This window comes from Stenotrophomonas sp. CASM101, assembly GCF_049384845.1.
In the GTDB taxonomy this organism is placed as follows: Bacteria; Pseudomonadota; Gammaproteobacteria; order Xanthomonadales; family Xanthomonadaceae; genus Stenotrophomonas; species Stenotrophomonas hibiscicola.
In genome coordinates, this window is sequence record NZ_JBMRFR010000001.1 from 309,753 (window position 1) to 330,254 (window position 20,502).

Below are 20,502 nucleotides of genomic sequence, written 5' to 3' on the forward strand. Positions count from 1 at the left end.
GCCGATGCCGCGCTTTCGCCCTTCCCTGCTGACCGCCCTGCTGCTGCCGCTGCTGGCCTGCGCGACAGCCACGCAGGCGCGCGAGGTCGCCGCGCCCGCCGACCACGTGCAGGCCGATGGCCCGTATGTGTTCCGCCAGGGCGACCAGCTGCAGGCCCAATGGATCTGCGCCGACAAGGTCGAATCGCGCACGCTGGCCACGCAGACCGCAGGCACCGACATCGCCCCACGCTGCGGCTACGAGCACACCGTGCATGTGGCCGCGCCGAATGCGCCTTCGATTTCCGTACTGCCGGCCACGCCGCGCATCGTCGCGCTGTCCGACATCCATGGCCAGTACGGGCTGCTGGTGCGCCTGCTGCGCGCCCACCAGGTCATCGACGCCCAGGACCGCTGGGCACTGGGCAAGGACACGCTGGTCGTCGCCGGCGATGTGTTCGACCGCGGCCCGCAGGTCACCGAAGCCTTCTGGCTGCTGTATGGCCTGCAGCAGCAGGCCGCTGCCGCCGGCGGTGCGGTGCACTTCGTGCTCGGCAACCACGAGACCATGGTGCTGTACGACGACCTGCGCTACGTCAACCCGAAGTACCTGCGCAGCGCCCAGCTGCTGGGCCGCAGCTACCCGCAGCTGTACGGCAAGGACTCGGTGATCGGCCAGTGGCTGCGCACCCGCCCGGTGCTGCTGAAGATCGGCGACACCCTGTTCCTGCACGGCGGCATCTCACCCGAAGCGGTGCAGCTGGCGCTGGACCCGGCGCGCACCAACGCGGCCTACCAGGCCTCGCTGGGGCTGCCCAAGGCCGAAGTGAAGGCCGACCCGGCCACGGCACCGCTGTATGACGGCAAGACCAGCCCGATCTGGTACCGCGGCTATTTCGATGGCCGCCTCGACTCCGCAGGGGTACAGGCCGTGCTCGACCGCCTGCAGCTCACCCGCATCGTGGTCGGCCACACCTCGATGCCGCACGTCAGCAGCTTCCACGGCGACCGCGTGATCGCCATCGACAGCAGCATCAAGAACGGCGAGAACGGCGAACTGCTGTTCATCGAGAATGGCAGGCTCAGCCGTGGCCTGCTGGATGGCTCCCGGGTGCCGCTGGCGCTGGGCGAGCCGGGGCTGCAGGACTGAATGGAGGGACAGCGTGACGGCGCCGGGAGGTGCCGGCGCGCTCCACCTTCATCCGGTTTGCGGCTACCCTTCGGCAGCCGAGAGGCCCATCCCGTCCAGCCGGTGGGCCTGACCGTAACAGGAGCCCCCGCGCATGCGCGTTCTGATTGCTGAAGACGACCCGGACATCGCCTCGGGCCTGTGCGCCTCGCTGCGCCGGCAGGGGCACGTGGTCGACCACGTCGACAACGGTGCGCACGCCGATGCAGCACTGGGCTCGACCCAGTACGCACTGCTGGTGCTGGACCTGGGGCTGCCGCAACTGGATGGCCGCGACGTGCTGCAACGACTGCGCCAGCGCGGCGATGGCCTGGCGGTGCTGGTGGTGACCGCGCGTGACGGCCTGGCCGAGCGGGTGCGCGTGCTCGACCTCGGTGCCGACGACTACCTGGTCAAGCCGTTCGCACTGGACGAATTCGAAGCCCGCGTGCGTGCACAGCTGCGGCGGGTCACCAGCAATGGCAATCCGGACCTGCGCATCGGCCGCTTGCGCCTGGACCTGGCCGGGCACCGCGTATGGATCGACGACCAACCACTTGAACTGACCGCACGCGAGTTCGGCCTGTTGTCGGCACTGGCGGTGCGTGCAGAGCGCATCGTGTCACGCGCGCAGCTGGTGGAAGCGCTGTGCGACTGGGGCCAGGACCTGACCGACAACGGCCTGGACATCGCCCTGCACCGCCTGCGCCGCAAGCTGCAGCCCGGCGGCATGGGCATCCGCACCGTGCGCGGGCTGGGCTACATGCTGGAAGACGCGCAGGACGACAGCGCCCCGTGATCAGTGGACCGCCCAGCCTGCGCCGGCGCCTGCTTGCCTTCCTGGCGCTGCCGATGCTGGCCCTGCTCACTTTCAATACGATCCTGGCCTACTACGTTGCGCTGGACTACTCCAACCGCATCCACGACCGCAACCTCATCGACGATACGCACTCCTTCGCGCAGATGCTGAGCGGCATGCCAGTGACCAGCGAGCTGTCACCGCAGGCGCGCTTCCTGATCGAGTACGAGCCCGACGGCCATCGCTATTTCAACGTCGACAGCAGCCGCCAGGGGACACTCAGCGGCAATGCGGATTTCAGTGCCTACGCGCCTTCGCAGGAATGCACCGGCGTGGACCCCACCCTGTACGACGGCATTCTCAACGGCCAGCCGGTGCGCATGGCCACCGTCTGCACGCGTGCGATGAACGATCCGCAGGACCAGCTGGCGGTGACGGTGGCCGAAAGCATGGCCGAACGACGCCAGCGCGCGAGAGAGATCCTGATGATCATCATCCCGCTGATGACCATGCTGGCGCTGGGCACCGCCGCGCTGGTCTGGTTCGGGGTGACCCATGGCCTGCGCATCCTGACCCCGCTGAGGACCCGCCTGGCACAGCGCCGCGGCGAACTGGCGCCGATCTCCGACGCCGACGTGCCGGAGGAGATCCAGCCGCTGATCAGCACCATCGACGATCTGTTTGCCCGCCAGGCGGAAATGATCACCCTGCAGAACCGTTTCATCGCCGACGCTGCGCACCAGCTGCGCTCGCCGTTGGCCGGCATGGCCCTGCACGTGGACCAGGCATTGGCGCATGGCGACCCGGACACGGTGCGCGAGGCACTGCAGCACATCCGCCGGCTCAACCAGCGCACCGCGCGGGTCAGCACCCAGCTGCTGGCGCTGAGCCGGGCGCAGACCGTGCCCGATACCGTGGAGGCACTGGACCTGTGCGAACGGGTGCCACAGTGGGTCGGCATGCGCGTGCCCGAAGCGATCCGCGACGGCATCGACCTGGGCTACCTCGGCAGTCCCCACCCTCTGCGCGTGCTCGGCAACGGTGCCCAGCTGCAGGAAGCACTGGACAACCTGATCGACAACGCGCTGCGCTATGCCGGCCGCGATGCGACCGTCACGGTGGGCGTGCACGCGCTGGATGACAATGACGTCGAACTGTACGTGGAGGACAACGGCCCCGGCGTGCCCGAGGACGTGATGCCACGGCTGGGCGAGCGCTTCTTCCGCGCCCCCGGCACCACCGCCAGCGGCACCGGCCTGGGCCTGGCCATCGCCCACGAGGCGGTGGAGCACTTCGGCGGGCGCCTGAGCTTCCTCAACCGCCCCGGCGGCGGGCTCAAGGTCGCCATCACACTGCCGCTGCTGAAGGGCCCCTGACCCGGATCGGGGCGCTGAAAGGCTGGCGAAAATCGCGGTTGCGATCCTGACCCTCCCCACTGCCGTCCCGGAGCCGCCAGGTGACCGAATCGCACGACTTCTTCCTCCCCGGTGGCCCGCAGGGCGTGCTGCTGGTCCACGGCCTGACCGGCACCCCGGCGGAAATGCGCATGCTGGGCAAGGGCCTGAACAACGCCGGCTTCACCGTACACGGCGTGCAGTTGCCCGGCCATTGCGGCACCGTGGATGACCTGCTGGCGACCACCTGGGAACAGTGGTACCAGGGCGTGGAAGATGCAGCGGCGAGCCTGCGTGGCAAGGTCGACCAGTTGTTCGTCGGAGGCCTGTCGATGGGCGCGGTACTGGCGCTGGCGCTGGCTGCTCGCCGCCCCGAATGGGTGTCCGGCGTCGGCGTGTATGGCGCCACCTTCCGCTACGACGGCTGGAACATTCCCGCCGTGGCCCGCCTGTCGTTCCTGCTGCCGTGGTTCAAGCGCTTCAACATCGGCCGCGACCGCATGTTCATGGAAGAACCGCCGTACGGCCTGCGTGACGAGCGCCTGCGTGCGCAGGTCAGTGCCGCCATGCTGTCCGGCGACAGCGCCGCGGCCGGCCTGCCGGGCAACCCCTGGCACGCGCTGGCCGAGATGCGCGCCCTGAGCAACTGGACCCGCCGCCACCTGCACCAGGTCACCGCACCGTGCCTGGTGATGCACGCCCGCGAAGACGACGTGGCCAGCATGGGCAACGCCGAACTGGTGATGTCGCGGGTCAGCGGCCCGAAGGAACTGGTGGTGCTGGAAAACAGCTACCACATGATCACCATCGATCGCGAACGCCGCGATGTGATCCGTCGCAGCGCGCGTTTCTTCACCGGGATCGGTGAACGCACGGGCGTGCTCAAGGCGGTGGCCTGAGATGGGGGCACTCGCCACCCTGCTGTGGCTGGCCAATGTGGTGCTCGATACCGGTGGCCAGCTCGCCTTCAAGGCCGCCGCCAGCGACCCGCAGGATGGCGAAGGACTGCAACGCTGGAAACACATGCTCAGCCGTCCCTGGCTGTGGATCGGCATCGCCTGCTACGTGCTTGAGTTCGTTGCCTGGATCGCGTTCCTGTCATTGGTACCGCTGTCCAAGGGCGTGCTGCTGGGCTCGATCAACATCGTTGCGTTGATGATCGCCGGCCGCATCCTGTTCCGCGAAAAGCTCACGCCATTGCGGGTGACCGGCATGCTGCTGGTCACGGCGGGCGTGGCGGTGGTGGGGGCCGGCTCATGAGGCGCCTGTATGTGATCGGCTTCCCGCTGCTGATGGCCTTCGACACGCTGGCCCAGCTGTGCTTCAAGTACGCCGGTGACGCCGCGCTGCCGGTCGAGGCCAACACCGCGTGGCTGCTGCGCGTGCTGTCGCAGCCGTGGGTATACGGCGCGGTGCTCGGCTACGTCGGCGCATTCTTCACCTGGATGAGCCTGCTGCGCCATGCGCCGATCGGCCCGGCGTTCGCGGCCTCGCACCTGGAGGTGATCAGTGTGCTGCTGCTGTCGGCCTGGCTGCTGAAAGAGCCGCTCACCCAGCACCACCTTGTCGGCGCGGTCCTGATCGTGGCTGGCATCGTCTGCCTCGGCCGCGCCGAAGCGGACGACCCGCACAGCCCGGCCGACAGCACCTCGTGAGCGGGCCGCGATGAGCCTGTTCGCGCGCGAACTGCCGCCGACCGCCGGCCTGCCGATGCAGGCCAGCGACTTCCTTCCCGGCGGCGGCGACCTGCGCGACATCCTGGCCACCCAGCTCGGTACACCGCCGCTGCAGTTGACCTGCTCCGGCACGCACGGACTGCTGATCGCGCTGCGTACGCTGCGCAAGCGCGCGCCAAAGCGCGATACCGTGATCCTGCCGGCCTACACCTGCCCGCTGGTGCCGATCGCGGTGCACAGCCTGGGCCTGCGCGTACAACTGTGCGATACCCGTCGTGGTCACTTCGACTTTGATCCGGCACAGCTCTCGCGCCTGGCCGACGCACGGACGCTGGCGATCCTGCCCACCCACCTCGGCGGGCGCATCGCCGATGTCGAGCGGGCCTGCGACATCGCCCGCGGCGCCGGCGCCTGGGTGATCGAAGATGCCGCACAGGCGCTGGGCGCACGGGTGGGCAACAGCAGTGTCGGCCTGCGTGGCGACATCGGATTCTTCAGCCTCGCTGCAGGGAAGGGACTGAGCCTGCACGAAGGCGGCCTGCTGGTCAGCCGCGATGACGAACTGCGCGCCGAACTGGCCGAGCATGCCGCCGAACACGTGCGCTTCAACCTGCGCTGGGAGCTGCTTCGCAGTGTGCAGCTGCTTGGTCTTGCCGCCTGCTATCGCCCCTCGCTGCTGTCGCTGGTGTACGGCAATCCGCTGCGCAGCGCACTGCAGCGTGGCGATCTGGAAGACGCGGTCGGAGACATTTTCCCGCTGGACATCCCGCAGCACCGGGTCAGCCAGTGGCGGCAGAACATCGGTGCCAACGCGGCGCGGCGGCTGCCTGCGTTCCTTCAGGCCGGGCGCCTGCGCGCATTGCAGCTGCGTGTGCAGCTGGCACAACTGCCGGCGGTGGAGGTGGTTGACGGCCTGGCCGGTACCGGCGGCACCTGGCCGATGCTGATGCTGCTGCTGCCCAGCCAGCGCGCGCGCGATGCCGCGCTGGACGACCTGTGGCCGCGCGGCCTCGGTGCCAGCCGCATGTTCATCCATGCCCTGCCCGACTACGCCTACCTGCGTGGCATCGTGCCGCAGGAGGACATGCCCAATGCACGTGACTTCGCCGCACGCATGCTGACCCTTGGTAACAGCGCCTGGCAGACCCGTGAAGAGACGGCCGAAATACTGCAGGTCCTGGCCCGCGCCTGACCTGCACATGCATGCGTGGCCTGCGCTACGCGCATTCATTCATGCACCTTCCTGAACGCTTTCCCAGCCCGTCAACAGAGCCTTTCAACAGGAAAGGAACGAGAAAGGCGGCCTGCCTACATTGAGCCTGCCCGGCAACGTGCCGGACGCCTTTCTCATCGACGGACCTGCCCATGCACTGGAGCATCCTGTGTGACTTCGACGGCACCATCAGCCTCGAAGATGTCATCGACGCGCTGCTGGAGAAGTACGGCCAGCCGGGCTGGCAGCAACTGGAAGACCAGTGGAAGTCGGGAAAGATCGGCTCGCGTGAATGCATGCAGGGCCAGGTGCGGCTGTTGAAGCTGGACCCGGCCACGCTGGATGCGCACCTGGACCAGGTGCAGATCGATCCGGGCTTCGCCGCCTTTGTCAGCCGCGCCGAACAGCTGGGCCTGCCGCTGCGCATCGTCAGCGACGGCCTGGACTATGCGATCCACCGCATCCTCGCCAACCACGGCCTGGCGCAGCTGCCGGTGGTGGCCAACCACCTGCGCTGGTGCGAAGACCATTGGGAACTGGAGTCGCCCTACCAGGCCGAAGGCTGCCGCAGCGGCACCTGCAAATGCACCTGCGCCGCGCAGGCACGTGCCAACGAAGCACCGCGCGTGCTGATGATCGGCGACGGCAGTTCGGATTTCTGCGTATCCGAAGACGCCGACTTCGTGTTCGCCAAGCGCCGCCTGATTGCCCATTGCACGAATGCCGGCATCGAGCATGCCGCCATCGACACCTTCCACGATGCAGTCGCACTGTTGCCGCGCCTGCTCGATGGCAGCCTGCTGCAGCCACGTCGCCTCGACGCCCGCCCGCAGCCCACCGCGCTGCCCCTGCTGCTGGCCACCGCCTGAGCACTCCCTTCCAGGCGCGCTCCCCTTTTACCCCTTTCGAACGTCCTTCACGGAACCGAACTGCATGAACATTTTTGACAAGAACGCCGACGCCGCTGTCTCCGATGCGCAGCTGCTGGCCGACGAAGCCCGCTACAGCTCCTTCGGCGATACCGTCCACTACGTCGACCCGCCGAAGATCTTCCAGCGCGGCGAAGGCAGCTACATGTTCGACGGTGCGGGCGTGCCCTACCTCGATCTGCAGATGTGGTACTCGGCCTGCAACTTCGGCTACAGCAACAAGCGCCTGAATGACGCGCTGAAGGACCAGATCGACACCCTGCCGCAGGTCGCCAGCCAATACCTGCATCCGACCCGCGTGCAGCTGGCCAAGACCATTGCCGTGGACATGCACGAAAAGTTCGGCCTCGACGGTCGCGTGCATTTCAATGTCGGTGGCGCGCAGGCCATTGAAGACTCGCTGAAGATCGTGCGCAACGCGCGCGGCGGCAAGAGCCTGATGTTCGCCTTCGAAGGCGGCTACCACGGCCGCACCCTGGGTGCCTCGTCGATCACCTCCAGCTACCGCTACCGCCGCCGCTACGGCCACTTCGGCGAGCGCGCGATGTTCATCCCGTTCCCGTACCCCTTCCGTCGCCCGAAGGGCATGACCCCGGACGAGTATTCCGACCACTGCGTGTGGCAGTTCGAGCGCCTGTTCGAAAGCGAATACAACGGCGTGTGGGACCCCAAGGTCGGCCAGGCCGAGTACGCCGCGTTCTACGTCGAGCCGATCCAGGGCACCGGCGGCTACGTCATTCCGCCGCGCAACTTCTTCACCGGCCTCAAGCGCGTGTTGGACAAGTACGGCATCCTGATGGTGGTCGATGAAATCCAGATGGGCTTCTGGCGTACCGGCAAGCTGTGGTCGATCGAGCATTTCGGCGTGACCCCGGACGTGCTGGTGTTCGGCAAGGCGCTGACCAACGGCCTGAACCCGCTGTCGGGCCTGTGGGCACGGGAAGAGCTGATCAACCCGACCGTGTTCCCGCCGGGTTCCACCCACTCCACCTTCAACTCCAACCCGCTGGGCACCCGCCTGGGCCTGGAAGTGTTGAAGCTGGGCAAGGAAATGGACTACGAGCGCACCGTACCGGAAAAGGGCGCGTACTTCCTCGACGGCCTGCGTGGCCTGCAGAAGCGCCACCCGGAAATCGGCGACGTCGACGGCCTGGGCCTGGCCCTGCGCGCCGAAATCTGCCAGGCCGACGGCTACACCCCGAACAAGGAACTGCTGGACCGCATGGTCGACATCGGCCTGGCCGGTGACCTCCTGCACGACGGCAAGCGCATGGGCCTCGTGCTCGACGTGGGTGGCTGGTACAAGAACGTGATCACCTTCGCGCCGTCGCTGGACATCAGCTACGAAGAGATCGACCTGGCGATCACCCTGCTCGACCAGGCGCTGACCAAGGCCAAGGGCTGAGGCTGGATGCGCTGCCGGTTCCCGTGCCGATGGAGATGACGTCACGCGCATCCAGCACCGCGCTGGAACCGGCCGCGCTGCTGGAGGGTTTCCTGGCCCACCCGCCGCTCGGATTCGAGGCAGGCCGCCTTCCCAGTGGCCTGCCGACCTTCCGTGCGCCGCTGGACCTGACCACCACGATGGACGACGCGCTGCGCAGCAGGCTGCTCGGTCTGCCGCTGTCGCGCCTGTGGCGGCCATGGATCACCTGGAAGACCCGTTTCGTCGGTGCCACCAGCACCGAGTACACCCCGCTGCCGGCGCACGTGGCGCCGGAGGCGCTGGCCGAGGACGTGACGCGTCACGCGATCGGTGATACCCGGCTGCTGGTGGTCAAGGACCTGGCCATCGATTCACCGCTGCTGGACGACGCGGCCAATGCGCACAGCGCGGCGTTCCTGCAGGCCTTGCTGGCGCGCGGCTTCGTTGAACTGGAAGGCATGCCGCTTGCCTGGGTGGCGATCGATTTCGATTCGCTCGATGGCTACCTCGGCCGCCTGTCGCCCTCGCGCCGCAAGAACATCCGGCGCAAGCTCCGTTCGCGTGATGACCTGCAGATCGACTGCATCGCCACCGGTGATCCCGCCTTGGCCGACCCACGGCTGCAGGCCGAGCTGTATGCGCTGTACCTGGGCGTGTATGCGCAGAGCGCGGTGCATTTCGACCAGCTCGACCTGACCTATTTCCAGTACCTGCTGGCCGACAGCCAGGGCCAGGGACGGATGTTCCTGTACCGCCACCAAGGGCAGCTGATCGGCTGGAACCTGTGCTACATCCACGCCGGAAAGCTGGTGGACAAGTACATCGGTCTGGCCTACCCGCAGTCACGCGAGCACAACCTGTACGCGGTCAGCTGGATGCACAACCTCGAGTATGCCCTGCAGCACGGCCTGAGCCACTACGTGGCCGGCTGGACCGACTCGCGGATCAAGGCCGAACTGGGCGCCCGCTTCACCTCCACCCGGCACGCGATCCACGCCCGTTCCCCGCTGCTGCGCACTGCCCTGCGCAAGCTGGCGCCGCATCTGCAGGGCGAACCTGATGGAGGCGGTTGAACGATGCCGTTGCGTTCTCCGTTGATCCTCGACCTGGACGGTGGCGTGCTGCCGCTGCCCCAGGCGCAGACCCTGGCCCTGCCGCAGTGGCACGACCCGCTGCGCTTCGCCTGCAGCACTGCCACCCTGCACCGTTTCGCCGCCGAAGTGCTGGCGCCGCTGCCCGCGCAGCTCGGCACCGTGATGCTGGGCAGTGGCGACTTCCATCACCTCAGCCTGCCGCTGTTGCGCCGCATGCGCACACAGGTGCCGTTCCAGTTGGTAGTGCTGGACAACCATCCGGACAACATGCGTTTTCCGTTCGGCATGCATTGTGGCTCATGGGTGAATGCCGCCAGCAAGCTGCCGCAGATCTCGCACATCCATGTGCTCGGCATTACCTCCAGCGACATCGGCCTCGGCCATGCCTGGGAGAACCACTGGCGCCCGCTGCTGGGCGGTCGCTTGACGTACTGGTGCATGGACGTGGATGTCAGCTGGGGCCATCGCCTCGGCATGGGCCACGCGTTCCGCCGCTTCGAGCACCCCGAAGCGCTGGTGGCCGCGTTCGCTGCCGAACAGGCCACGTCACCGCAGCCGGCCTACCTGTCGATCGACAAGGACGTGTTCGCCGAGGACGTCGCGCGCAGCAACTGGGACCAGGGCCGATTCCAGCTGGAAGACGCACTGGTGGTGATCGAGGCGCTGCGTGCCGGCGGCCTGGTCGGCAGTGACATCACCGGGGAAGTGTCGCTGGCCAACTACCAGAGTCGCTTCAAGCGCTGGTTGTCGTCGCTGGATGGCCAGCCCGACATCAGCGCCGACGATCTTCCTGCCTGGCAGGCGCGTCACCAGCAGGTGAATCGCGAACTGCTGGCGGCGATGGCCGCCGTACCGACGGCCTGCTGACCGCGTCGGTAATGCCGGCCGTTGGCCGGCGTGGCTTCGGTAGTGCCGGCCGCTGGCCGGCAACCTCGTTGTTCCCGGGCTCACAGGAATGCCGGCCAGCGGCCGGCACTACACTGGGCTCCTGCCCCCAAGAGCCGCCGCCATGCCCCAGACCGTCATCCCGCAACTGCGCATGCGCCACGCCGATACCACCCTGCCGTTCTACGTGCAGGGGCTGGGCTTCGTGGTCGACTGGGAACACCGCTTCGAAGCCGGTTTGCCGTTGTTCGCCCAGCTCACCCGCGATGGCCAGACGATCTTCCTCACCGAGCACAGCGGTGACTGCGAGGTCGGCGGCGCCGTGTACTTCATCGTCGACGACGTCGACAGCCTGTACCGCGCCTTCAGCGCCGCCAACGTGCCGATCGAGCAGCCACCGCATGACACCGACTGGGGCAGCCGCGAGATGCTGCTGCGCGACCCCGACGGCAACCGCCTGCGCTTTGCCACCCACCTGGACTGAACAACGCGGGCTTGAGGCGGATATACGAAACATATACGCTTCGTATATTCCCACTCCAGGACCGCCGATGGGCATCGTCAACATCGATGACACCCTGCACGACCAGTTGCGCCGTGCCTGCACTGTGTCCAGCCGTTCGATCAACGCCCAGGCCAACTTCTGGATCCGGGTCGGCATGCTGTGCGAGATGAACCCCACGCTGAGCTTCCAGGACATCGTCGCCAGCGAACTGCGGGCTGCCGGCGTGCAGCCGCCGCTGCTGGCACCGGGACAGGTCTGAGCAGATGGCGATCATCAAGCGCCCCGACGAGATCGCGCTGATGGCCGAATCCGGGCGCCTGCTGGCCCAGGTGTTCGCCGCACTCGACCAGCTGCCGCTGCAGGGCCGCAGCACGATGGAGATCAACGATTTCGTCGAACGCATGATCGTTGACGAGCTGCAGGCGCGGCCGGCCAGCAAGGGCCAGTACGGCTTCCCGTACGTGCTCAACGCCTCGATCGACAACGTGATCTGCCACGGCGTACCCAGCACCACCGACGTGCTGCGCAGCGGCCAGATCGTCAACCTCGACATCACCCTGGAGAAGAACGGCTACATCGCCGACTCCAGCACCACCTACCTGGTCGGTGAGGTCGACTACGCCGCGCGCCGGCTGGTGCAGACCGCTTACCAGGCGATGTGGAAAGGCATCGCTGCGGTGCGCCCCGGCGCGCACCTGGGCGACATCGGCCACGCCATCGCCCGCCACGCGCGCAGCCACGGCTACAGCGTGGTGAAGGAATACTGCGGCCACGGCATCGGCCAGGAAATGCACGAGGAACCGCAGATCCTGCACTACGGCCATCCCAACACCGGCAGGGTGCTGGAAGAAGGCATGGTGTTCACCATCGAGCCGATGCTCAACCAGGGCAAGCCGGCCATCCGCCAACAGCCGGACGAATGGCCGGTCTACACCCGCGACGGCAAACTGTCGGCGCAGTTCGAGCACACGGTGGCGGTAACCCGCACCGGTGTGCGCGTATTGACCCTGCGCCCCGGCGAAACGCCATTGTGCGCGGTGGATGCGGCCTAGAGCGGACGCAACAGAAGCAGCGTTGCCAGGCAGAACATGAAGATCGCGACGCCCCCATCCAGCACCCGCCAGGCGTCCGGCCTGCGGAACACCGGCTGCAACAGGCGCGCGCCATAGCCCAGCGTGCAGAACCAGGCCACGCTGGCCAGGCACGCCCCGGCGGCGAAGGCCCAGCGCAGGTCACCCGGGTAGCGCGTGGACAGACTGCCCAGCAGCACCACGGTATCCAGGTAGACGTGCGGATTGAGCAGGGTGAAGGCCAGGCAGGTCAGCAGCACCTGGCGCGCGCTGCCGCCCTGCGCCTCGGCCGCGGCCAGTGCACTGCCTCCGCGCCACGCGCGCAGCCCTGCCCGCAGGCCATACCACAGCAGGAACGCGGCGCCACCGAAGCGCAGCACCTGCAGCAGCAGCGGCCACTGCAGCACCAGCGCGCCCATGCCGCCGACGCCAGCCAGTATCAGCGCGATGTCCGCGCCGGCACAGGCAGCCACCACCGTTCCGACATGCCGACGCTGCAACCCTTGTCGCAGCACGAAGGCATTCTGTGCGCCGATGGCGATGATCAGGCCGGCACCCGCGAACAGGCCGGCGGCAATGGCGGCGATCCACATCAGGAAGGCCCAGGCAGCGAGGGGACGCGCAGGGTGCGGCCAATTGCCCTGTTTAGACAATCTGATTTTTCTTTATCCTGTGCAGGAAAACTGAAGAGGCGACGGCATGGACCTGGTACATCCGCAGCTGGCCGCATTCGCTGCGGTGCTGGAAGAAGGCAGCTTCGAGGCCGCGGCACGCCGCCTGTCGATCAGCCCGTCGGCACTGTCGCAGCGGGTCAAGGCGCTGGAAGACCGCCTCGGCCAGGTACTGGTGGTGCGCCAGGCACCCTGCCGACCGACCGCCGCGGGGGAAGCACTGCTGCGCCGGGTACGGCCGATGCAGGCACTGGAAGCCGAGGCGCTGGCCGAGCTGCTGCCCGAGCGTGGCAACGACGCTGCGCGTAAGCCCATCCCCCTGGCGGTCAACGACGACTCGCTTGACACCTGGTTCGTGCCGGCCATTGCCGACCTGCACCAGCGCCATGGCTACCTGTTCGACCTGCGCATGGACGACCAGGACCACACCCTGCAGCTGCTGCGCGATGGCAGCGTGCTCGGCGCAGTGACCGCCGAAAGCCAGCCGGTGAAGGGCTGCAACGTGCACCCGCTAGGCGCCATGCGCTACCACGCGATCGCTTCGCCCGGCTTCGCCCGCCAGTACTTCAACGATGGCATGCAGGCCGCGGCCCTGGCGCGCGCACCGATGCTGGTGTTCAACCGCAAGGATGAACTGCAATGGCGCTTCGTGCGGCGCCTGACCCGCGCGCGACTGCAGCCGCCGCTACACTACCTGCCCTCTTCCACCGGTTTCGTCGAAGCCGCCGCGTGCGGACTCGGTTGGGGCATGGCCCCGGAAACCCTGGTCGCGCCCGCCGTGCGCGCCGGCCGCGTGGTGGTACTGGAACCCCGCCGCTGGCTCGACGTGCCGCTGTACTGGCAGCATGCCGCCGTGCGCTCAAGCACGCTGCAGCACATCACCCAGGCGCTGCGCACGGCAGCCAGCGGCACCCTTCGTTGAGGACAATCCGATGACCGCAGACTCGGGCTTCACGCCGCGCGCACTACCGTTTGCGCACTTCTTTACCACTGGGACGGCATGGGCGTGATCGGCCGACGTACAAGGATGCACCGCGCGAAGGCCGCGCTGGCGCTGGTGCTGGCGACCTGCCTGCCAACCGCTGCGTCCGCGCAGAACAGCAACGACGCCCCCGCATTGGACTGGGAACAGGCACGGCAACGCCTGGAGCAGGTCTCCGATGCGCTGGCAGCCGCTGATGCAGCGGTACGCAACAAGCAGGACCTGCAGGACGCCACGCGCCTGCTGCGCCTGCCGGAGATCACCGGCGAAGTGCGCCGCCTGCAGTTCCAGAAGACCCTGACCCTGCCACTGGGTTCGCTGGCGCCCGTGGCTGAAGCCTTCGGAATCGATTCGCCGCTGTCGTTCACCGAGCGCGACTGGCGTACACGCCCGGTAGTGACCGCGGTGCTGCCGCTGTACACCGGCGGCGTGATCCCGGCCGCGCAACGTGCGGCCAGCGCCGCCCATGAGCAGGCCAACGCCGAGCGCGAGGCACAGCGCCAATCATTGACCGTGCAGCTGGCCCAGGCCTACTTCGGGCAGCGCCTGGCCGAGCAGGCGGTGGAAGTGCGCCGCGACGTACGCGACGGCCTCAACCGCCACCTGTCCGATGCAGAAAAGCTAGAGCGCGAGGGCTTCGCCACCCGCGCCCAGCGCCTGCAGGCTACCGTGGCCCGCGACAAGGCCGAGCGCGAATACCAGAAGACGGTGAACGATCTGGCTACGCTGAAGGCCGCGCTGGCCACGCTGCTGCGCAGTGGTGGCGAGGTGCAGCCGGTGTCGCCGCTGTTCGTGCAGCGCGTGCCGATGGAACCGGTGGCCAGCTTCGAGCGCACGGCGCAGGCGCGCCAGCCGCAGATCGCGCGCTTGCGCGCGATGGTGGCGCAGGCCGAACAGGGCGTGCGCGTGCAGCAGGCCAAGCTGAAGCCGCAGATCTTCGCCTTCGGCCAGTACGACTTCCGTCGCCGCGACGAGATGCTGACCGACCCGGACTGGGCGTTCGGCATCGGCCTGAAGTACACCTTCCTGTCGCCGAACTCGCGGCCGGCGCAGATCAGCGCCGCGCGTGCGCAGCAGGACCAGGCCGAAGCGGGCCTGCGCGAGGCCGAGAACCAGGTCGCACTGGGCGTGCGCAAGGCCTGGAACGAACTTGAGACCGCGCGCCAGCAGTTCGTGCTGCTCGACAGCAGCATCGCCCAGGCACAGGAAAACCTGCGCCTGCAGGAGCTGGCATTCCGCGAAGGCCAGGCCACCTCGCTGGATGTGATCGATGCGCGGCTCGGCCTGGGCGGCGCCCGTGTCGAGCGCGCACAGGCCGCCTACCAATACGACATTGCGCTGGCACAGTTGCTGGAGATCAGTGGACAGATGGACCGTTTCGAAGAATTCCGGCGGCGTGCGGACGAGGTGATCGACCATGAGTGACGTGCTGCACGACGATGCGACGACGCCCCCCGGCAAGCGACGGCTGGGACCGATCCTGCTGGTGGTCCTGTTGGTCGCGGTGGTGCTCGGCCTGTGGCTGGCCTGGCGCAGCCCGGCCGACCAGATCCAGGGCATGGCCGATGCGGATACGATCAACGTGGCCGCCAAGATCACCGCGCGCGTGGCCGAGCTGAAGGTGCGCGAGGGCGATCGCGTGCAGCCCGGGCAGGTGCTGTTCCTGCTCGACAGTCCCGAAGTGGCCGCCAAGGAACAGCAGGCGCACGGCGCATTGGCCGCTGCGCAGGCGGTGGCCGACAAGGCCGATGAAGGCGCGCGCAGCGAAGACATCCGCGCCGCCGAAGCGAACTGGAAGCGCGCCGAAGCCGGCGCGGCACTGGCCGAAGCCACCTACCGGCGCGTGCAGAACCTGTTCAACGAAGGGGTGATGACCCGGCAGAAGCGCGATGAAGCGCATGCCCAGGCCACCAGTTCGCGCGAACTGGCCCGCGCCGCCCGCGCGCAGTACGACATGGCACTGGCCGGCGCCCGAGAGCAGGACAAGCGCGCCGCGCAGGGCCAGGTGCAGCAGGCGCAGGGCGCGGTGGCCGAAGTCAACGCGGCGCGTGCCGAAGTGGAGGGACGCGCGCCGGTGGCGGGCGAGATCAACAAGCGCATGGCCGACCCGGGCGAGCTGGTGCCGGCCGGCTATCCGGTGTTCACCCTGGTCGACATCGACCGCATGTGGGTCGCCATGAACCTGCGCGAATCGCAGATGCAGGGCCTGAAGGTCGGCAGCAAGCTGCAGGGCAGCGTGCCGGCGCTCGGCCTGGACGGCGAATTCGAGGTCTACTTCATCAATCCGGCCGGTGACTATGCAACCTGGCGTACCACCCGCCAGTCGTCCGGCTATGACGTCCGCAGCTTCGAGGTGCGGGTGCGCCCGGTACGCCGCATCGAGGGCTTCCGCCCCGGCATGAGCGTGCTGTTCGCATGGCCCCAGCACTGAGCCCGGACCGCAACGGCTTCGCCGCTTCGTGGCGACGCGAGCTGCAGTCGCTGCGCGGCAACCGTGCCGACCTGCTGCTGGTCACCTTGCTGCCACTACTGATGCTGGTAGTGATGGCATGGATGTTCACGCCGTCGGTGATGCGCGACATCCCGATTGCTGTGGTTGACCTTGACCACAGCAGTGACAGCCGCCTGCTGCTGCGCATGCTCGACGCCAGTCCCGGCGTACGCGTCGCCAGCCAGCCAGCGGACATGGAAGACGCACGTTCGCAGCTGCGCAGCCTGGATGTATTCGCCATCGTGCTGGTGCCGCGCGACGTCACCCGCCAAGCGCTGCGCGGCCGCCAGGGCACGGTGTTCGCCTATTACAACGCCACCTACATGACCACCGGCCAGTCGGCGGCGCGCGACATCGGCGAGGCGGTTTCCGCATGGAATGCACGCCTGCTGCGCGAGCGCATTGGCCTGCAGGTCGGCCCGGGCAAGCTGCGTGCGGCGCCGATCGCTGTGCAGTCGGACATCCTCTACAACCCGGCACGCAGCTACGAGCTGTTCCTGCTGCCGCTGATCTTCCCGGCGGTGCTGTCACTGGTACTGGCACTTGCGGTGGCCGGCAGCCTCGGCCGCGAGATCCGCGATGGCACCCTGCCCGCCTGGCTGGGCCGCACGCCGTGGTCGGCGATTGCCGGCAAGGTCGCGCCGTACCTCCTGCTGTTCTCGCTGTATGGCGCGCTCGGTATCGGTTACCTGGCATGGCTGCGTGGCGACGGCGTGGCCGGCAGCGTACTTCTGCTGCTGCTCGCGCAGCCGTTGTTCTACCTGGCCACCGCCGCCTACGCGCTGTTCTTCGTCGGCGTCACCCGCGACATGGGCACCGCACTGTCCGCGGTGGGCCTCAGCATCGGCACCGCACTGGCGTTCTCCAGCGCCACGTTCCCGGTGCTGGACGGGCCGTTGTTCACCCGCATCTGGCATCAGCTGCTGCCATTGAGCGCCTACATCAAGCTGCAGACCCAACAGCAGTTCATCGGCTCGCCGCTGCAGGTTTCGGCATGGCCGCTGGCTACGCTGCTATTGATGACAGTGGTGGCCGGGGGCATCGGCGGGCTGCGCCTGATCGCCTTTGCGCGTACCCCAGAAGCCGCACAGCCGGCGGGGGGCGACGCATGAGCGTACTCTGGCGCAGCCTCCGGCAGACCCTGATGGCGGTCCTGTGCGACCGCTACGCGATCGTGGTGATGGTCGGCGCAGTGATCCTGTACTCGTTCTTCTATCCGGCCGCCTACCGGCACCAGGTGGCCAGCAACCTGCCGGTGCTGGTGGTGGACGAAGACCACAGCGCGACCAGCCGCGAGCTGCTGCGCAAGCTCGACGCACTGCGCGTTGCGCGCGTGGTCGGGCAACCGGCGGACGTCGACAGCGCACGCCGGCAGCTGGAAGCCGGCCAGGCCGAGGGGATCGTCGTGATCCCGGCCAATCTGGAGCGCGACATCCTGCGCGGCCATCCAGCCAAGCTGGTACTGCTTGGCAACGGCGCCTACCTGGGCCGCGCCAGCTGGGTGCTGGGCAGCGTAGCTGACGCGCTGGGTGCGTTCGGGCGTGATGCCGTGGTCGGCCAGGCCGCCTTCATGGGTGCACCGCAGGCCCCGCCGGTCACGCTTGTGCAGCGTCCGCTGTACAACACCCAGGAAGGCTATGGCAGCGCGATCGTGCCCGGGGTGGCCGAGCTGATCGTGCACCAGACGCTGTTGATGGGCATCGGCGTTCTGCTCGGCGGCCGCCGCCTCGCACTGGGCCGGCGCCTGCGCTTTGACCTGCCGACGCTGGCCGGCATGGCGTTGGGCTTCGGCCTGATCGGACTGTTCGGCCTGTTCTGGTACGCCGGTTTCACTGCCTGGGCGCAGGACTACCCGCGCGGCGGCAACCCGATAGGCCAGCTGCTGGGCGGCACCTTGTTCGTCGCCGTCACCGTGGCCTTCGGCCTGTTGGTCGGCAGCTTCTTCCGCACCCGCGAGCGCGCCTTCCAGTACATCGTCGCCACCTCGATCCCGCTGTTTTTCCTGGCCAACCTGTCGTGGCCGGCGGTGATGACGCCGCAACCGCTGGTCTGGCTGGCACAGCTGCTGCCCACCACCTCGGGCATCAACCTGATGGTGCGCCTGAACCAGATGGACGCCCGCCTGACCGACGTCAGCCACGAACTGATCACCCTCACCCTTCTGCTGCTGCTTTACGGCAGCCTCGCCGCCTGGCGCCTCCTGGCCCGAAACGGGGACGGAGGGGATTAAGTCGCAGGCAACCTGTTCAAGGGCCGCGGCATGGCCGCTTCGAGCCGACGCTCAGGGATCCGGGGCGTACCAGAACGGGATGCGGAACGCGCGACGCCGTCCGCCCCCGCGCTCTCCGCCTGTGGCATTCCACACCAGTTCCAGGTCATGGCGTCCGGGCGCGAGGCCGCGGGTAGGCAGGTACCCCACCAGGCCGCGCATATCCAGGTCGCGCCGCTCCATGGGCACGAAGCCATGCAGGTCGACCGGGGTGCCGTCCAGCTTGACCTGCCAGAGCCGGGAAAGGCACTCCACTGCGGCGTTGGCGGCCTGTTGCCCGGAGGCTTCATTGTGCGCGTCCGGAAGTGCGGTGCAATGCTGGCGCGCCAGCGGATTGTCGCGTTGCGGGCGATGCGGAATGAACACGCGAAGCTGCCCACCGCTGATCGTGTCCGACGGGATCATCGGGTACGGCAGCAGCTGGTCATGCGCCGAACGCATCGATTCGTAATGCGCACTCAGCATGCCGTGCTCAACCGCCGCTTCCGTGACGATCTGGTACCGGTTGAACAGCGAGAACTTCAACGACGCCATCACCTGCACGGCGGCCAGCAGCATCGCTACCAGCACCGCGAACAGGTAGGCCGCCATGAACGAGCGCGAGCGCAGGTTGCTCTGCATGGTCAGCTGCATGGTCTGCATCAGGCGCAACAGCGGAACCCGTTGCAGGGCCGCCAGCATGCCCTGCAGGAGTCGCTGCGGTCGCTCATGGGGCTGCCCGCGCGCCTGCCGCCGCGCCACGATCTTTTCCAGGATCCCGGGGGTAACAGCCAGCGTCAACAGTGCGGCCAGCACGCTGCACAGGGCGAGCATGGCGACATGATCGGCGCCACCTGACAGCGCGCCGATCACCATCGACACACCGAGCGTCAGGACGGCCAACACCAGCGTGCCCGCCAATGTCTGTACGGCAAGCAGGGTGGTCGAGAACAGCATCGTCGCCAGCCGGTCGGCCCGTTCGATGCTGCCATCGAGGCCTCCGTCCCGGGCCTGCAGGAAAGCGCGCGTGACCGCCCCCATTCTTGGCAGGCGCGCCCAGTCAATGCCATCGGGGAAATGCGACCGGAGGCCGATCAGCCCGATCCAGTAGCCGCGCACCGTGAGGTGGATGATCAAGGCGACTGCCAGCACATAGCACATGCCGACACTGATGCTGAAACCGAACCAGAGCATCTGGAAGTACATGCCTTCGGTGTGCAGGCTGCTGCGCGCCCAGGCGTCGAACAGATAGCCCGGCACGGCCAGCAGCGCGAACGCCAGCAGGCCCGAAATGAACAGCTCGAGTTCATCGGTGCGATCACGCACCCGTTGGGGATGGGCGGTCGCTTCCGCTATCGGGTCATGCCCGGCGAGCGGTGCCGGTTGGGGAGCTGGAGCCGATTCGTTCACTGGACGTTCATCCGTTGAGTCGGCGCAGTATAGGCATGACGCCAGATTCAGCGATACGGGTCCGGAACGACGAACGCCGGCGCGGGGCCGGCGTTCGAATACTGCGATGTGGAAGGGCCGAACAGGTGTGGCAGCGACCGATCAACGATAGACGCGTTCGCAGCGGCGCTCGACGACGCGGTCGCCGTTCTTCTGCTGGCTGTTGCCCTGGATCTGGCGACCAGCCGCACCACCGGCCACGGCGCCCGCCACGGTAGCGAGCTTCTTGCCGTTGCCGCCGCCCACCTGGTTGCCCAGCAGGCCGCCGATTACCGCGCCGGTTGCCGTACCGGCAATGCGGTTCGGATCGCGCGAGTTGCGCTGCACTTCCACGTTCTTGCAGACCACGCGGCTACCGTCGTTGAACCTGCGCCCCTCATCACGCGGGCCGTAAGTCTGCGCGCCGGCCACCGACGAGGCCGCCAGCAGGGTACCCAGCACAAGCAATCGGGTCGAGGTCTTCATGGCCATCTCCTGAGTTCCGGTACGGGGCCAGTGTCCCCCAGCTGTTGGCAACCGGAAG

The 20,502-nt window shown here is 67.8% G+C and carries 22 protein-coding genes; 19 read left to right on the forward strand and 3 right to left on the reverse strand.

All coding sequences use genetic code 11. The features are described from left to right. The first annotated feature begins 4 nt into the window (after positions 1–4). From VG543_RS01520 to map, 14 genes are all read left to right on the forward strand, one after another. Entirely contained in the window at positions 5–1,129 is a 1,125-nt protein-coding gene (locus VG543_RS01520) for a metallophosphoesterase (protein ID WP_423177544.1), read from the forward strand. Positions 1,130–1,262: 133 nt separating this feature from the next. Beyond that, on the forward strand, positions 1,263–1,946 hold the full coding sequence (locus tag VG543_RS01525; protein WP_049414101.1) for a response regulator: 684 nt from the start codon (positions 1,263–1,265) through the stop codon (positions 1,944–1,946). Beyond that, entirely contained in the window at positions 1,943–3,322 is a 1,380-nt protein-coding gene (locus VG543_RS01530) for a sensor histidine kinase (protein ID WP_423177546.1), read from the forward strand. Before VG543_RS01525 ends, VG543_RS01530 begins: the two co-directional genes overlap by 4 nt. A gap of 80 nt (positions 3,323–3,402) precedes the next feature. Then, positions 3,403–4,239 carry an alpha/beta hydrolase gene (locus tag VG543_RS01535; RefSeq protein WP_423177548.1) on the forward strand — a complete coding sequence of 279 codons (837 nt, stop codon included), beginning with the start codon at positions 3,403–3,405 and terminating at the stop codon, positions 4,237–4,239. A 1-nt stretch (position 4,240) separates the two neighbouring features. Beyond that, positions 4,241–4,600, forward strand: a complete 360-nt coding sequence (locus VG543_RS01540; protein ID WP_014646430.1) for an EamA family transporter — start codon at positions 4,241–4,243, stop codon at positions 4,598–4,600. After that, positions 4,597–4,995: a DMT family transporter gene (locus VG543_RS01545; protein WP_423177549.1), complete on the forward strand. Its 399-nt coding sequence runs from the start codon at positions 4,597–4,599 to the stop codon at positions 4,993–4,995. Before VG543_RS01540 ends, VG543_RS01545 begins: the two co-directional genes overlap by 4 nt. Positions 4,996–5,005: 10 nt before the next feature. Beyond that, entirely contained in the window at positions 5,006–6,208 is a 1,203-nt protein-coding gene (locus VG543_RS01550; RefSeq protein ID WP_423177550.1) for a DegT/DnrJ/EryC1/StrS family aminotransferase, read from the forward strand. A 173-nt stretch (positions 6,209–6,381) separates the two neighbouring features. Then, entirely contained in the window at positions 6,382–7,098 is a 717-nt protein-coding gene (locus tag VG543_RS01555; protein WP_423177551.1) for an MtnX-like HAD-IB family phosphatase, read from the forward strand. Positions 7,099–7,162: 64 nt separating this feature from the next. Further along, a complete protein-coding gene (locus tag VG543_RS01560; RefSeq protein WP_423177552.1) occupies positions 7,163–8,563 on the forward strand; it encodes an aspartate aminotransferase family protein in 1,401 nt (466 codons plus the stop codon). A 29-nt stretch (positions 8,564–8,592) separates the two neighbouring features. Next, positions 8,593–9,657: a GNAT family N-acetyltransferase gene (locus tag VG543_RS01565; protein ID WP_423177554.1), complete on the forward strand. Its 1,065-nt coding sequence runs from the start codon at positions 8,593–8,595 to the stop codon at positions 9,655–9,657. Between the two features lie 3 nt (positions 9,658–9,660). Continuing rightward, positions 9,661–10,545 (forward strand): hypothetical protein, encoded by an 885-nt coding sequence (locus VG543_RS01570; RefSeq protein WP_423177555.1) that lies wholly within the window; start codon positions 9,661–9,663, stop codon positions 10,543–10,545. Positions 10,546–10,687: 142 nt separating this feature from the next. After that, positions 10,688–11,047, forward strand: coding sequence for a bleomycin resistance protein (locus VG543_RS01575; RefSeq protein ID WP_053498166.1), 360 nt, complete (start codon positions 10,688–10,690; stop codon positions 11,045–11,047). A 67-nt stretch (positions 11,048–11,114) separates the two neighbouring features. Next, positions 11,115–11,327 (forward strand): ParD-like family protein, encoded by a 213-nt coding sequence (locus VG543_RS01580; RefSeq protein ID WP_005415768.1) that lies wholly within the window; start codon positions 11,115–11,117, stop codon positions 11,325–11,327. Positions 11,328–11,337: 10 nt separating this feature from the next. Further along, entirely contained in the window at positions 11,338–12,120 is a 783-nt protein-coding gene (gene map, locus VG543_RS01585) for a type I methionyl aminopeptidase (RefSeq protein ID WP_423177792.1), read from the forward strand. Here the strand turns inward: map and VG543_RS01590 are convergent. After that, entirely contained in the window at positions 12,117–12,731 is a 615-nt protein-coding gene (locus VG543_RS01590; RefSeq protein ID WP_423177557.1) for a LysE/ArgO family amino acid transporter, read from the reverse strand. The genes map and VG543_RS01590 overlap by 4 nt on opposite strands. A gap of 106 nt (positions 12,732–12,837) precedes the next feature. On the opposite strand from VG543_RS01590, the gene VG543_RS01595 reads away from it, so the two are divergent. The 5 genes from VG543_RS01595 (at position 12,838) to VG543_RS01615 (ending at position 18,512) form a co-directional block, all read left to right on the forward strand. Next, positions 12,838–13,731 (forward strand): LysR family transcriptional regulator ArgP, encoded by an 894-nt coding sequence (locus VG543_RS01595; protein WP_423177558.1) that lies wholly within the window; start codon positions 12,838–12,840, stop codon positions 13,729–13,731. 78 nt (positions 13,732–13,809) lie between these two features. Continuing rightward, positions 13,810–15,216, forward strand: coding sequence for a TolC family protein (locus tag VG543_RS01600; protein WP_423177560.1), 1,407 nt, complete (start codon positions 13,810–13,812; stop codon positions 15,214–15,216). Beyond that, complete coding sequence (locus VG543_RS01605; RefSeq protein WP_019659205.1) at positions 15,209–16,222, forward strand: HlyD family secretion protein; 1,014 nt, start codon at positions 15,209–15,211, stop codon at positions 16,220–16,222. The genes VG543_RS01600 and VG543_RS01605 overlap by 8 nt, the downstream gene beginning before the upstream one ends. Next, positions 16,207–17,394 (forward strand): ABC transporter permease, encoded by a 1,188-nt coding sequence (locus tag VG543_RS01610; protein ID WP_423177561.1) that lies wholly within the window; start codon positions 16,207–16,209, stop codon positions 17,392–17,394. Before VG543_RS01605 ends, VG543_RS01610 begins: the two co-directional genes overlap by 16 nt. After that, positions 17,391–18,512, forward strand: a complete 1,122-nt coding sequence (locus VG543_RS01615) for an ABC transporter permease (protein WP_423177562.1) — start codon at positions 17,391–17,393, stop codon at positions 18,510–18,512. Before VG543_RS01610 ends, VG543_RS01615 begins: the two co-directional genes overlap by 4 nt. A 51-nt stretch (positions 18,513–18,563) precedes the next feature. On the opposite strand, the gene VG543_RS01620 is transcribed toward VG543_RS01615, so the two are convergent. Both VG543_RS01620 and VG543_RS01625 read right to left on the reverse strand, forming a co-directional pair. Continuing rightward, complete coding sequence (locus tag VG543_RS01620; protein ID WP_026346934.1) at positions 18,564–19,856, reverse strand: hypothetical protein; 1,293 nt, start codon at positions 19,854–19,856, stop codon at positions 18,564–18,566. A gap of 225 nt (positions 19,857–20,081) precedes the next feature. After that, a complete protein-coding gene (locus tag VG543_RS01625) occupies positions 20,082–20,450 on the reverse strand; it encodes a glycine zipper 2TM domain-containing protein (protein WP_014646414.1) in 369 nt (122 codons plus the stop codon). Between the last annotated feature and the right edge of the window lie 52 nt (positions 20,451–20,502).